The sequence below is a fragment of the Bordetella sp. FB-8 genome, from assembly GCF_000382185.1.
Classification (GTDB): Bacteria; Pseudomonadota; Gammaproteobacteria; order Burkholderiales; family Burkholderiaceae_B; genus Bordetella.
Window position 1 is genome coordinate 710,232 of sequence record NZ_KB907784.1, and the last position, 13,750, is coordinate 723,981.

The 13,750-nt window shown below is 63.5% G+C and carries 12 protein-coding genes; 5 read left to right on the forward strand and 7 right to left on the reverse strand.

The window, feature by feature from the left end; translation table 11 throughout:
* The first annotated feature begins 71 nt into the window (after positions 1-71).
* On the forward strand, positions 72-944 hold the full coding sequence (locus tag H143_RS0103390; RefSeq protein WP_026349680.1) for an inositol monophosphatase family protein: 873 nt from the start codon (positions 72-74) through the stop codon (positions 942-944).
* 10 nt (positions 945-954) lie between these two features.
* Here H143_RS0103390 and H143_RS0103395 read toward each other — a convergent pair whose 3' ends face one another.
* On the reverse strand, positions 955-2,631 hold the full coding sequence (locus H143_RS0103395; RefSeq protein WP_019936822.1) for a long-chain-fatty-acid--CoA ligase: 1,677 nt from the start codon (positions 2,629-2,631) through the stop codon (positions 955-957).
* 85 nt (positions 2,632-2,716) lie between these two features.
* On the opposite strand from H143_RS0103395, the gene H143_RS0103400 reads away from it, so the two are divergent.
* Together H143_RS0103400 and H143_RS0103405 are read left to right on the forward strand one after the other, a co-directional pair.
* Positions 2,717-3,922: a M20 aminoacylase family protein gene (locus tag H143_RS0103400; RefSeq protein ID WP_019936823.1), complete on the forward strand. Its 1,206-nt coding sequence runs from the start codon at positions 2,717-2,719 to the stop codon at positions 3,920-3,922.
* Between the two features lie 21 nt (positions 3,923-3,943).
* Positions 3,944-4,345 carry an acyl-CoA thioesterase gene (locus H143_RS0103405; RefSeq protein ID WP_019936824.1) on the forward strand — a complete coding sequence of 134 codons (402 nt, stop codon included), beginning with the start codon at positions 3,944-3,946 and terminating at the stop codon, positions 4,343-4,345.
* 21 nt (positions 4,346-4,366) lie between these two features.
* Here H143_RS0103405 and H143_RS0103410 read toward each other — a convergent pair whose 3' ends face one another.
* Complete coding sequence (locus H143_RS0103410) at positions 4,367-4,825, reverse strand: Lrp/AsnC family transcriptional regulator (RefSeq protein WP_019936825.1); 459 nt, start codon at positions 4,823-4,825, stop codon at positions 4,367-4,369.
* A gap of 128 nt (positions 4,826-4,953) precedes the next feature.
* On the opposite strand from H143_RS0103410, the gene H143_RS0103415 reads away from it, so the two are divergent.
* The gene (locus H143_RS0103415; RefSeq protein ID WP_019936826.1) at positions 4,954-5,502 is read left to right on the forward strand and encodes a cysteine dioxygenase family protein; all 549 of its coding nucleotides are present in this window, start codon (positions 4,954-4,956) and stop codon (positions 5,500-5,502) included.
* 173 nt (positions 5,503-5,675) lie between these two features.
* On the opposite strand, the gene secA is transcribed toward H143_RS0103415, so the two are convergent.
* Positions 5,676-8,402, reverse strand: coding sequence for a preprotein translocase subunit SecA (gene secA, locus H143_RS0103420; protein WP_019936827.1), 2,727 nt, complete (start codon positions 8,400-8,402; stop codon positions 5,676-5,678).
* Between the two features lie 118 nt (positions 8,403-8,520).
* Between secA and H143_RS0103425 the strand changes: the two genes are divergently transcribed.
* Positions 8,521-9,009: a DciA family protein gene (locus H143_RS0103425; RefSeq protein ID WP_019936828.1), complete on the forward strand. Its 489-nt coding sequence runs from the start codon at positions 8,521-8,523 to the stop codon at positions 9,007-9,009.
* 175 nt (positions 9,010-9,184) lie between these two features.
* Here H143_RS0103425 and lpxC read toward each other — a convergent pair whose 3' ends face one another.
* From lpxC to H143_RS0103445, 4 genes are all read right to left on the reverse strand, one after another.
* On the reverse strand, positions 9,185-10,111 hold the full coding sequence (gene lpxC / locus H143_RS0103430; RefSeq protein WP_019936829.1) for a UDP-3-O-acyl-N-acetylglucosamine deacetylase: 927 nt from the start codon (positions 10,109-10,111) through the stop codon (positions 9,185-9,187).
* A 221-nt stretch (positions 10,112-10,332) separates the two neighbouring features.
* Positions 10,333-11,511 carry a cell division protein FtsZ gene (gene ftsZ / locus H143_RS0103435; protein WP_019936830.1) on the reverse strand — a complete coding sequence of 393 codons (1,179 nt, stop codon included), beginning with the start codon at positions 11,509-11,511 and terminating at the stop codon, positions 10,333-10,335.
* 179 nt (positions 11,512-11,690) lie between these two features.
* Positions 11,691-12,917 (reverse strand): cell division protein FtsA, encoded by a 1,227-nt coding sequence (gene ftsA, locus H143_RS0103440; RefSeq protein ID WP_019936831.1) that lies wholly within the window; start codon positions 12,915-12,917, stop codon positions 11,691-11,693.
* Between the two features lie 4 nt (positions 12,918-12,921).
* Positions 12,922-13,746: a cell division protein FtsQ/DivIB gene (locus tag H143_RS0103445; protein ID WP_019936832.1), complete on the reverse strand. Its 825-nt coding sequence runs from the start codon at positions 13,744-13,746 to the stop codon at positions 12,922-12,924.
* Between the last annotated feature and the right edge of the window lie 4 nt (positions 13,747-13,750).

The following is a 13,750-nucleotide window of genomic DNA, read 5'->3' on the forward strand; positions in this document are numbered from 1 at the left end:
TGCGCCACGCATCGCCGCGCAATCGCCCCGCCGATGCGGCCCCGCATAGCGGGCAGGCTTACACTATACCTATGCAGAACACCAGCCACCCCAAGCATCACTTGCTCGATCTGCGCATGGCCATCGACGCAGCCGTTTGCGCCGCCCACACCGGCGCAGCCGTGCTGCAATCGTACGCGCACCATCGGGCCGACCTGATCATCGACCACAAGGCGCGCAACGATCTGGTCTCGCAAGCCGACCGCGAAGCCGAAGCGGCCGTCATCGAGGCGCTGCAGTCCCGCATGCCGGGCCTGGGCATCGTAGCGGAAGAAACCGGCGGCGTGCCGCAAGGCCCGGCCACCTGGTATATCGATCCGCTGGACGGCACCACCAATTACTTGAGCGGCATTCCGCACTACGCCGTGTCCATTGCCCTAATCGCGCACGCCGGAACGCCGGTTTCGATCGACGAATCCGTCAAGGTCGACACCCCCGTGATCGGCGTGGTCTACGATCCTTGTCGTGAAGAACTGTTCACCAGCGTCTATGGTGTAGGCTCATGGCTCAACGGCCGGCGCATCGCCTGCTCGCGCACCGGCAGCCTGACCGAATCGGTCGTGGCCACCGGCTTCCCGTTCCGCGATTTTTCCTTCGCCGAACAGTACATGCCCACGCTAAATGCCGCCATCCACACCACCCGCGGCGTTCGCCGCCTGGGCGCGGCGGCGCTGGACCTGGCCTGGACGGCCTGCGGCCGCTACGACGGCTACTGGGAAATGGGCCTGGCGCCTTGGGACGTGGCCGCCGGCACGCTGATCCTGCGCGAGGCGGGCGGCATCTGCACCGATATGCACCAGGCCGACCCCTGGCCCAAGGGCGGCTACGTGGTCGCCGGCAACCCCCAGGTCCACAAAGAACTGGTCGCCATGATCGCGCCACACCTCAAGCCCGGGCAGCCCTGAGACGGCGCGCTCAAACCGGTTCGCGCAGGACCCGGCGCAGGATCTTGCCCACATTGTTCTTGGGCAACTCGTCGCAGAAGACCACCTTGCGCGGCCGCTTATAGCCCACCAGCCGCCGTCGGCACCAGGCCATGAGCTGCACCGCACTCAGCGCCGGGTCGGACCGCACCACGAAAAGGCGCACCGATTCGCCCGAATGCCGGTTGGGCACGCCGACCACGGCGCATTCCCGCACCCCCGGATGCGTGGCCACGATCGCCTCGACCTCGTTGGGGTACACCTTGAATCCCGCCACGGTGATCATGTCCTTCTTGCGATCGACCAGGCGCAGGCAACCGCGTTCGTCGAGCACGCCGATATCGCCTGTGCGGAAAAACCCATCGGCCGTCATGACGGCCCGGGTCTCGTCGGGCTGCCCCCAGTAGCCTTTCATGACCTGCGGCCCGCGCACAGCCACCTCGCCCGCCTGGCCGGATGGCAGCACCGCGCCGGCTTCGTCCAGAATGGCCACGTCCGTCGAGGGCAGGGGCAGGCCTGCCGTGCCGCTATAAGACGTGCTGTCGGTAGGATTGACCGCGATCACCGGCGAGGTCTCCGAAAGCCCATATCCTTCAATCAGGGCATTGCCGGTGACCTTGAACCAATGTTCGGCGACCGAGGCCTGCACCGCCATGCCGCCGCCCAATGTCAGGCGCAGCGCGGAAAAATCCAGGCCGGCGAACTGCGTATGGCTCAATAGCCCGTTGAACAGAGTATTGACGCCCGGAAAGAGATGCACGGGCGTCTTGCGCCACGTGTTGATCAGCGCCGTGCGGTCGCGCGCATTGATGATGAGCAGATTGCGCATACCCGCATGCATGCAGAGCAATCCGCACACTGTCATGGCAAACACGTGATAGAGCGGCAGCGCTCCGAGGATGGTCAAGCGCTCGGCGTGCGCGCCGTTCAAGTCGCCCAGGGCCGGGCGGGCCACTTCCACCATCTGCAGCACATTGGCTACCAGGTTGCCGTGCGTAAGCATCGCCCCTTTGGGCAGGCCGGTCGTTCCGCCCGTGTACTGCAGCACGGCCAGATCGTCCAGGCCCATCGCCACCGGCGTGTAAGGCTTGCGCGCGCCGATCGCATCGGCCCAGGTACGGGCGCCCTCGATGCGCCAGGCCGGCACGCGCTTCTTGACGTGCCGGGCGACGAAGTTGACCAGCGCCCCCTTGGGCGCGCTCAGCATGTCGCCGCACGCGACCACCACCACGGTGCGCAATTCGGGAACGTTTTCCGTCTTCTGCAGCACATGCGCGAAATTTTCGAGAACGACGATGGCCGATACACCGCAGTCGCGCAGTTGATGCTCGAGTTCCTTCGCGGTATAGAGCGGATTGACGTTGACCACCACCATGCCGGCGCGCAGCACGCCCAGAAGGGCGGCGAAATAGGCCGGCACATTGGGCATCATCAGCGCCACGCGGGCGCCTCGTTCCAGCCCCTGCGCCTGCAGCCAGCCGGCGAAAGCCGCGGCCTTGGCATCCATCGCGGCGTACCCCAGGTCGCTGCCCATGAAACGGCAGACGGTGCGCCGCGCATGCCGCCTGCACGCCCGATTCAGCATATCCGTCAGCGAAGTGTAATCATGCGGCGCGATCTCGGCCGCCACCTGCGGCGGATAATGCGCCAGCCACGGACGCGGCGGCATAGGTTGTCTCCGTATTTATCGATTTTGGCCGTTGATGATACCCTTGAGAAGACACATATCTCATGCGTTCCGCACGCAGTTCATCATGAAACTCATCGAACCCATCGTTGCCTGGCAGGAAGAAATCGCACACGTCCGGCGCGACCTGCACGCGCATCCCGAACTGTCCTACCAAGAATTCCGTACCGCCGACATCGTCGCCGCCAAGCTGCAGGAGTGGGGCATTCCCATCGACCGCGGCCTGGGCGGCACCGGGGTGGTGGGCGTCATCGAAGGCAAGCTGCCGCAGGATCCGGCCAAGCCGCGCGCCGTCGGCCTGCGCGCCGACATGGACGCGCTGCCGATGCAGGAACTGAACGCCTTCGAGCACCGCAGCCAGCACGACGGCAAGATGCACGCCTGCGGCCACGACGGCCACACCGCAATGCTGTTGGGCGCGGCGCAGTACCTGGCCCGGCATCGCGACTTCGCGGGCACGGTCTATCTCATCTTCCAGCCCGCCGAAGAAGGAGGTGCCGGCGCCCAGCGCATGATCGACGACGGTCTGTTCACCAAATTCCCCATGGAAGCGGTGTTCGGCATGCACAACTGGCCCGGCTTCAAGGTGGGCCAGTTCGGCGTGACGGCCGGCCCCATCATGGCCTCGGCGAACGAATTCTCCATCGTCGTCAAGGGCAAGGGCGCTCATGGTGGCATGCCGCATCTGGGCCACGACCCCATCATGGCGGCCGCGCAGATGGCGGTGTCCATGCAGACCATCGTTTCGCGCAACCGCCACCCGATCGAAGCCGCGGTGCTCAGCATCACACAAATCCATGCTGGCAGCGCCGACAACGTCATCCCCGCCGACGCGCAATTGCGCGGAACGGTGCGCACCTTCACCACCGAAATGACCGATCTCATCGAGCGGCGCATGCGCGAGATCGCGGAACACACCGCCGCAGCCATGAACTGCCAGGTCGATTTCGTTTTCGACCGCAACTACCCGCCCACCATCAACGATCCGCAGGAAACCGCCTTCTGCGCCGAGGTCATGCGCGGCATCGTGGGCAAGGACAACGTCGATGACCACGTCACGCCGACCATGGGCGCCGAGGACTTCTCCTACATGCTGCTGCAAAAACCCGGCTGCTACGTCTGGATCGGTAACGGCGACGGCGACCACCGTGCGCAGGGCCACGGCATGGGTCCCTGCATGCTGCACAACGGCAGCTACGACTTCAACGACGCGCTGCTGCCGCTGGGCGCGACTTACTGGGTCCAATTGGCGCTCCAGCGCCTGGCCCGATAGAACCCGCAACGGAACCAAGCCATGTCACACGCCTGCACTCCCGTCACGCTGCCCAACGACGACCCGGTATTGCGCGTCATGCCCATGCCGACGGACACCAATATCCACGGCGACGTCTTCGGCGGCTGGATCATGTCGCAGGTCGACATCGCAGGCGCCGTCCCGGCCGCGCGCCGGGCCAACGGCCGGGTCGCCACCGTCGCGGTGAACGCACTGGTCTTCAGGCAGCCGGTATTTGTGGGCGACCTGCTCAGCTTCTACGCCAAGATCGTCAAAACCGGCAACACCTCGGTCACCGTCGAGGTAGACGTCTACGCTCAGCGCCAGCGCCTGGACGCCGAGATCGTCAAGGTCACCGAGGCGACGCTGACCTACGTGGCGACCGACGAGGCGCGCCACAGCCGGCCGCTGCCGATGCTGTAACGCCGCGGCTTTGAAGCCGCGTCACTCCCTGCTCAACGGCAGTTCCATGGTGCTCTTTATGACCTCCATGGAAAAGCTGGCACTGACATCCAGCAGATCCACCGCGTCGATCAGACGCCGGTAGAAGCGGTCGTAGGCCGCCATGTCTTGGACCACCACCTTCAGCAGATAGTCCACGTCGCCTGCCATGCGGTGAAACTCCACCACATTGGGCAAAGCCATGACGGCGCCGACCAGGCTCTGCGTCCATTTGGCATTGTGCTGGCTGGTGCGGATGGAAACGAAGACCGTGAGATTGAGTCCCAGCGCCTGCGGGTTGAGCACCACCGCATTGCGCAGGATGACGCCATCTTCCCTGAGCTTCTGTATGCGCCGCCAGCACGGCGTCACAGACAGATTGACCTGCTCGGCGATCTCGGCCACAGACAGGTCGGCATTCTTCTGCATGAGCCCGAGAATCTTGAAGTCCGTCTGATCCATGAGGGGTTCCTTTGTACTGGAGGAAAAATATTTCACCGCGGCCGTCATCCGGCACGAATTAGGCAAAATTATTCTATGGGCCGCGCTTTAGCATAGACGGATTCCCATTACCCGCACCCCGAGCCGACATGCAAGCCGCCACCGACTCCGTCATCGCCCCGAACGCCTCGCTGCAGGCATTGTCCACCGCCACCGATCAGGCCGAGCAGACCGCCGCCTCGAACCTGCTGTTGCAAATGGCGACGAACCTCAGGCAAGCCGACAATCTGCTGGAAGCCCTACCGCAAGCGCTGCGCGCCGGCTCGCCCGACGGCTACTGCCGCCATGTGGCTTACGCCGATCCGAGTGGCCGCTTCACGATCGTCTACCTGGTGTGGCGCTCGGGCCAGCATAGCCCCGTGCACGGCCACAAGACCTGGTGCGCCTACCGCGTGCTGCAAGGCGAGCTGTCGGAAACGCTCTACGACTGGAATCCGTCCACTCAGACACTGTCGGTCAACGGCGAGATCACCCGCAAACCCGGCGACATCTTCACCGCCATCCCCGGCCTGCAACAGACCCACCGCCTGGGCAACAGCGGCGACGAGGTGGCCATCACCCTGCACATCTATGGCGTGGCCGAGGAAAGTATTTCCACCGGCGTGAACCTGCTGCCACCGCAACCGTTGCTGCAATAAACCGGGTTTTCAACCGTCCCGGTTGAAGACATTGCAAGCCGGGTACTATCCGGATGAAATCCGAAGCACAGCCCCGTTTTCCGGGGCGAGCATCGCAACTTTCGCAAGGCGGCCCCGTCGGCCCAGGAACTGCGCCGACGCGATTCAAAGAACCGCGCCGGCCGATGCCCAGGTCAGGCAAGCTTCCCGTGGCACTGCTTGTACTTCTTGCCGCTGCCGCAAGGGCAAGGGTCGTTGCGCCCCACGCGCGGCACCGCACCGCTTGGCATGGCAGACACGCCGGGGGCCGCCACAGCGGCCAGTTCCGCATCAGGATCCGTATGCTGGAACTGCAGGTTCTGCAAAGGCTCGATCTCTTCGGCCTGCTCCAGCTGCTCGGCCGACTGCACACGCACTGTCAACAGCACGCGCACCACATCATTGCGGATGCGATCGAGCAGGCTGGAGAACAGCTCGAACGCCTCGCGCTTGTATTCCTGCTTGGGATCGCGCTGCGCGTAACCGCGCAAATGAATGCCCTGGCGCAGATAGTCCAGCGAGGACAAATGCTCGCGCCAGTGCGAATCCATGGCCTGCAACATGATGGAGCGCTCGAACTGGGCCCACGATTCCGTGCCGACCAGTTCGGCCTTGGCATCGTAAGCCTGGCGCGCGGCGGCAAGCACGCGCGCCCGCAATCCGTCCTCGTCCAGATGGGACTCTTCTTCTAGCATCTGGGTCAGCGGCAGCGTCATTTGCCAATCGTTGGCCAGCACTTGCTGCAGGCCCGCCACGTCCCATTGATCCTCGATCGATTCGGGCGGCACATGAGCGTGGAACAAGTCGGTCATGACCCCTTCTGTCAGGCTGATGACGGTCTCGCTGACCGAACTGGCTTCCAGCACCTCGTTGCGCTGGGCATAAAGCACCTTGCGCTGGTCGTTGGAAACGTCGTCGTATTCGAGTAGCTGCTTGCGGATGTCGAAGTTGCGGCCCTCGACCTTGCGCTGCGCGGTCTCTATCGAACGCGTCACCATGCCGGCTTCGATGGGTTCGCCCTCAGGCAGCTTCAGGCGTTCCATGATGGCACGCACGCGGTCGCCCGCGAAAATACGCATCAGCGCGTCTTCCAGCGACAGATAAAAGCGCGAAGAACCCGGATCGCCCTGGCGGCCCGCGCGACCGCGCAGCTGATTGTCGATACGGCGCGATTCGTGGCGCTCGGTGCCGATGATGCGCAGGCCACCCGCGGACTTGACGCGCTCGTTATCGGGCTTCCAGGCGGCGCGGATCTCCTCGATACGCGCATTGCGCTGGGCCTCGCTCAGGGACTCGTCAGCATGCAGCAGTTCGATCTGCTTCTCGATACTGCCACCCAGAACGATGTCGGTGCCTCGGCCCGCCATGTTCGTGGCAATGGTAATGTGGCCAGGCTTGCCCGCCTGCGCCACGATTTCGGCTTCGCGGGCATGCTGTTTAGCGTTGAGCACTTCGTGCGGCAGCTTGGCCTGACGTAGCAGGCCCGACAGCAGTTCGGAGTTCTCGATGCTGGTCGTGCCCACCAGCACGGGTTGGCCGCGCGTATGGCAGTCACGGATGTCTTCGAGAATGGCGTTGTACTTTTCCTGGCCGGTCTTGAATACCTGGTCGTTCTGATCCTTGCGGATCATAGGCTTGTTGGTCGGGATGATGACGGTCTCCAGGCTGTATATCTCCTGGAACTCATAGGCTTCGGTATCGGCCGTGCCCGTCATGCCCGCCAGCTTGTCGTACATGCGGAAGTAGTTCTGGAAGGTGATCGAGGCCAGGGTCTGGTTCTCGTTCTCGATCTTCACACCTTCCTTGGCCTCGACGGCCTGGTGCAGCCCGTCGGACCAGCGGCGGCCCACCATCAAACGGCCGGTAAATTCGTCGACGATAATGACTTCGCCGTTCTGCACCACATACTGCTGGTCGCGGAAATACAGCGAGTGGGCACGCAGTGCGACCATCAGGTGATGCATGAGCGCGATGTGGCGCGGGTCGTAAAGCGACTCGCCGGCAGGCAGCATGCCGTTCTTGGACAGGATTTCCTCGGCGTGTTCGTGGCCGGCCTCGGACAGATAGACCTGTTGGCTTTTCTCGTCGACCCAGTAATCGCCTTCGGGCTCAGGCTCCTGCGGCTTGGGCTCGACAGTCATGCGCGTGAGCATGGGCGGCACCGAATTCATGCGCACATACAGATCGGTGTGGTCTTCGGCCTGGCCCGAGATGATCAGCGGAGTGCGCGCCTCGTCGATCAGGATGGAGTCCACCTCGTCGACGATGGCATAAAAGAGCGAGCGCTGGCGGCGATCCTCGACCCGGTATTCCATGTTGTCGCGCAGGTAGTCGAATCCGAACTCGTTGTTCGTGCCGTAGGTGATGTCGGCGCGATAGGCGGCGATCTTTTCCTCATTTTCCTGCTGAGGCACGACCACCCCCGTGCTCAGGCCCAGGAAACGGTACAGCCGGCCCATGGTTTCCGCGTCGCGCCGGGCCAGGTAGTCGTTGACCGTGACCACGTGCACGCCCTTGCCCGCCAGCGCGTTCAGGTAGACCGGCAGCGTGGCCATCAAGGTCTTGCCTTCGCCTGTGCGCATTTCGGCGATCTTGCCCTTATGCAGGGCAATGCCGCCCAACATCTGCACGTCAAAGTGCCGCATGCCGAACACGCGTTTGGCCGCTTCGCGCACGGTGGCGAATGCCTCGGGCAAGAGCGCGTCGAGCGAGGCGCCCTGCTCGATGCGCGCGCGATACTCCTCGGTCTTGGCGGACAGCGATTCATCGGACAAGCCCGCAAGCTGCGGCTCGAACGCGTTGATCTGACCGACAAGCTTGCGGTATTGCTTGAGCAGTCGGTCGTTACGGCTGCCTATAAGTTTTTTGAGCAGGGAAATCATGCGTCTCGGTACAGCCCGAAGGGAAACGGACAAGTGTAGCGCACCCAGGTTACGAAGCCCTGGGGGCCGTTCCGGGGTAGGTAAGGGCATAATCACGTTCATCAAGCCTCTTAGTTGTATGAACAAGCCCTTTTCTTACCGTCCCAAGGTCGGCCGCAAACAGGAAACCGTTCTGTCCTGGCTGGGCCATGATGCGCGCGGCGCCGGGGTGCTGGCCACGGCCCACCGCCACCTGCAGCTTCAGCAGGCCTTGGCCGCGCTGTTACCGCCGGGCTTGGGCGAAGTCTGCGCTGTCATCAAGCTGGACCAACATCGCCTGGAGCTGGCCGTGCCGGGGTCGGCTTATGCTGCCAAGCTGCGGCAGATGGCACCCAGTCTGGCCCAGGCGCTGTCCGTACGCGGCTGGCTGCTCGATGAGATCGCGGTACGGGTGCAGGCTGGCATGCCGCGCCCGGGCAGCCGCGCGGCACGACCGGTCAAATCGGCCCAGCCCCTGGATACGCAAGCCCTGGAGGCTTTCGACGAACTGGGGAAAACGATGCGGCCCGGCCCCTTGGCGGACGCGATTGCGCGCCTGCTGACGCACCATGGTCACCGGAGATCTTGAGGGCGGTTTGAGGCCTTAAGCACGCGATGCTGCCCGGCACATTTCCGATGCTCAGCGTCGGCAGTGGCTGCATTCGGACGCCGCGCGCTTCGGATTGCTGCGGGACTCTCGGCTCGGTCCATAAAAGCGAAAAACGCCGCATCCGCGGCGTTTTTGTCGCAACGCCGGGAAAGTATCAAGCCTGCGCCAGCTTCCATCCACGGAACGCCGCCGGGGCTTCGGCCTGCGATTCGTACGTGACGATTTCCCAGGCGCTCTGATCGGCCATCAGCGTGCGCGACAACAGGTTGTTGAGCGCGTGTCCGGACTTGTTGGCCACGTACCGGGCGACCAGCGGCTTGCCCAGCAGGTAGAGGTCTCCGATAGCGTCCAGAATCTTGTGCTTGACGAACTCGTCGTCGTAGCGCAAACCGTCGTTGTTCAGTACGCGGTACTCGTCCATGACGATGGCGTTATCGAGGCTTCCGCCGCGGGCCAGTCCCATGGAACGCAAGGCCTCGACTTCGTTGACGAAACCGAAGGTGCGCGCGCGCGCGATTTCCCGAGTATAGGAGTGCGTGGCGAAGTCGACTTCGGCAAAATTGGCCGTCGAGTCGATTGCCGGATGCTGGAAGTCGATGGAAAAGGCCAAGGCGAAACCTTCATGCGGTTCCAGGCGAGCCCACTTGGCATTGGCGCCGTCGCCTTCGCGCACCTCGACGGGCTTATTGACCCGGATAAAGCGCTTGGGCGCGTTCTGCTCGACGATGCCGGCCGAACGCAGCAAATACACAAAGGTCGCCGCGCTGCCATCCATGATGGGGACTTCTTCGGCGGTGATGTCGATGTGCAGGTTGTCGATACCCAGACCGGCCAGCGCCGACATCAGATGTTCGACCGTGGAAACGCGTACATTTCCCTTCTGCAGCACCGACGCCATACGGGTGTCGCCCACGCCATCCGCGCGCGCGGGCAGATCGACGACCTCAGGCAAGTCAGTGCGGTGAAACACGATGCCCGTGTTCGCTTCGGCCGGGCGCAGGACGAGCTCAACCCGGCGCCCGGAGTGGACACCCACGCCGGTCGTACGGACGAGATTCTGAATGCTGCGCTGGCGAAACATGGCTGAAAAACGAAATTAATGTTTTTTATGAGCAGACATTGTAGCCCGGGCAGTGCCGCTTGTGCTAACGATACGTCCCTTTTTTGTTGTCAATTACTTCATCCCATTACGGGTGCCGCGACGGTCCACCTCGGGCTTGGAGGGACGCTCCGCCCGCGGCCTGCCCAGGGGGGGGGCAGGCCGCGGATTGAGGGAGGTACAGCAGGGCGGGGCTGAATGGATCAGTCTGCCTGCTTGCGCAGGAACGCCGGAATATCGAAGTGGTCCATGCCCGAGCTTTCCAGCGCGCGCACCTGGGCCGAGGCCTGGCTGCGCGGGTTGCGCATCACCGAGGGCACGTCCATGCCGCGGTAGTCGCCTTGCTGTTGCGGCACGGCATAGGCCATATTGTCGGTACCCGTGCGCAGTTCGGCGACCACGGTCTGGACCAGTTGCGGGCGGACCGCGGTCTTGCCCAGGCCGGTGGCGACCACCGTGACGCGCAGGTTCTCGCCCATGGATTCGTCGTAGGCCGTGCCGAAGATCACGGTGGCGTCTTCCGAGGCGTAGCCGCGGATGGTTTCCATGATCTCGCGGGTTTCGCGCATCTTCAGCGAGCGGCTGGCGGTGATGTTGACCAGCACGCCGCGGGCGCCGTTCAAGTCCACGCCTTCTAGCAGCGGACAAGCGATGGCCTTCTCGGCGGCGTTGCGGGCACGGTCGGCGCCGTTGGCGACGGCCGTGCCCATCATGGCCTGGCCCTGCTCGCCCATGATGGTCTTGACATCCTCGAAGTCGACGTTGACGTTGCCCTCGACATTGATGATTTCGGCGATGCCGGCGCAGGCGTTGTGCAGGATGTCGTCGGCCGATTTGAAGCAGTCTTCCTGGGTCGCATCCTCGTCCATCAGTTCATACAGGTTCTCGTTGAGAACCACGATGAGCGAATGCACATGCTTGCCCAGTTCGCTGATGCCCTCTTCGGCCATCTTCATGCGCTTGTTGCCCTCGAACGTGAAGGGCTTGGTCACTACACCCACCGTCAGGATGCCCAGTTCCTTGGCTACCTCGGCGACCACCGGGCCGGCACCTGTGCCGGTGCCGCCGCCCATGCCTGCGGTGATGAACACCATGTGCGCGCCGTTGAGCGCCGCGCGGATTTCCTCGCGGGCGGTCTCGGCGGCGGAGCGACCCTGTTCGGGCTTGGCACCGGCACCCAGGCCAGTGCGGCCCAGGCGGATCTGCACCGGCGCATTGGTTGCGGCTAGGGCTTGCGCATCGGTGTTGGCGCAAATGAAGTCCACGCCGTTCACCCCGTTTCGAATCATGTGCGACACGGCATTGCCTCCCGCGCCTCCCACGCCGACCACCTTGATGACGGTCCCTTTAGTACTGCTTTCAAGCATTTCGAAATTCATCATGATCACTGCTCCCTCTTTCCTAAAAGCAAATCACAAAAGTCCCCAACTAGCTGTGAATCGCCTCAAAGCAGATGCCGATCGGCAACCCGCACCGGTTTTGAAGCGCCTCTTCGGAGTCCGCCCCGCGCCGCTTGGCCCGGTCTGGCTCCCGGCGGTACTAGAAACCCGCCGTTTCCCGCTCAATTCATGAACCACTCCTTCATGCGTCCCAGCACCGACTTGAAGTTGCCAGCCTGATTCGCCACTTTGCGGCCACGCAGGCGTTGCATGCGGGCCTCCTGCAGAAGACCCATCACGGTGGAAAAGCGCGGATTGTGCATCACGTCGGCCAGGCTGCCTTCATATTCGGGCACGGCCACGCGCACAGGCTTGAGAAATACGTCTTCGGCCAGCTCGATCATGCCGGGCAACTGCGCGGTGCCGCCCGTGAGCACTACGCCGGAAGCCAGCAGATCCTCATAACCGGATTCGCGCACAACTTGTTGCACGAGGTTAAAGAGCTCTTCGACCCGCGGCTCGATCACCGCACCCAGCGCCTGGCGTTTGACCTGGCGCGGACCTCGGTCACCCAGGCCAGGCACCTCGACGGTTTCTTCGGGACTCGCCAGCACCTGCTTGGCTACGCCGTAGCGCAGCTTGATTTCCTCCGCGTCCGGCGTGGGCGTGCGCAGCATCGCAGCAATATCGTTGGTAATTTGGTCGCCGGCAATCGGAATAACCGCGGTGTGTCGTATGGCTCCGCCGGTGAAAATCGCCACGTCGGTGGTGCCACCGCCGACATCGACCAGCACCACGCCCAATTCTTTCTCGTCGGACGTCAGGCAGGCCAAGCTGGACGCCAGCGGTTGCAAAATCAGGTCCTGCACTTCCAGGCCGCAGCGGCGCACGCACTTGACAATGTTCTGCGCGGCGCTCACCGCGCCGGTCACGATATGCACACGCACTTCCAGCCGCAGGCCGCTCATGCCGATTGGCTCGCGGATGTCTTCCTGGCCGTCGACAATGAATTCCTGCGTCAGCACGTGCAATACCTGCTGATCGGTGGGAATGTTCACGGCCTTGGCCGTCTCGATCACGCGGGCCACGTCGGCGGCCGTGACTTCCTTGTCCTTGACGGCCACCATGCCGCTGGAATTGAAGCTGCGGATGTGGTTGCCGGCGATGCCGGTGTAGACGTCGCGGATCTTGCAATCGGCCATCAGCTCGGCTTCTTCCAGCGCGCGCTGGATCGAGTTGACGGTGCTCTCGATATTGACCACCACGCCCTTGCGCATGCCGCGCGATTCATGCTGACCCAGGCCCAGCACTTCGAACCGCCCCTCCGGCAAGATCTCGGCCACGACGGCGACCACCTTGCTGGTGCCGATGTCGAGGGCGACGATGAGGTCCTTGATATCACGGGTCATGGTGTTATCGCTTCTTGATGGAGGATTTTGATTCGGATTTGGAAGCCGGGTTCGCCGGCAGCGGCGCCAGCGCCAGCGCGAAACCATTCGGATAGCGCAGGTCGGCCCGCGTCACCTCCCGGCCGTCGAGCTTGCCCTGCAGTGCAGGCCAGGCCTGCACGAAACGCTGGATACGCGCGGAGAACGACATCGCGCCGGGGATGCCCATCGGATCGGGAATGTCCGCCGAGGGGTCTCGCCCCAGATCCAGCACCAGGCCGTTGGACAGCGTGACGCGCCAGGCATAGCGCGGACTCAGATCCAAGTCTGTCACGCGCAGGTTGAGCGGCGCGAGCCAGCGAGCCAGTTCGGCGTAGCGCTGCACCACCAGTTCCTGGCTGCCATCGGGTCCGGAAAACTGCGGCAGCTTGGTGTCGTCGTCCAGTTCGCCGGTATTGGCCGTGAACGCCTCTCCCCAGGTATTGATCATCTGGTTCTCGTTCCACAGTGCCAGCGGTTGCTCCTCCTCGATGCTCACGCGCAATGCGTCGGGCCATATGCGCCGCACCGACGCGCGCCGCACCCAGGGCACCGACTCGAACAGAGCGCGTATCTGGTTGAGGTTGACCGTGAAAAAATTGCCCTTTACATGCCCGGCGATCTGAGAACGCACGGCGCCCGCCGACACATAATGCAGGGAACTGTCCGGTGCCGGCGCCAGATCGATGCTGCGCAGGTCGAAATACGGTCGTTGCGACAACCATACGACGCCGGCGGCCAGCATGGCCGCCACCGCCAGCACGGCTAGCGTGTTGGCGATTACGTTGATGGTGCGAGCGTCGTTCCACACTTAA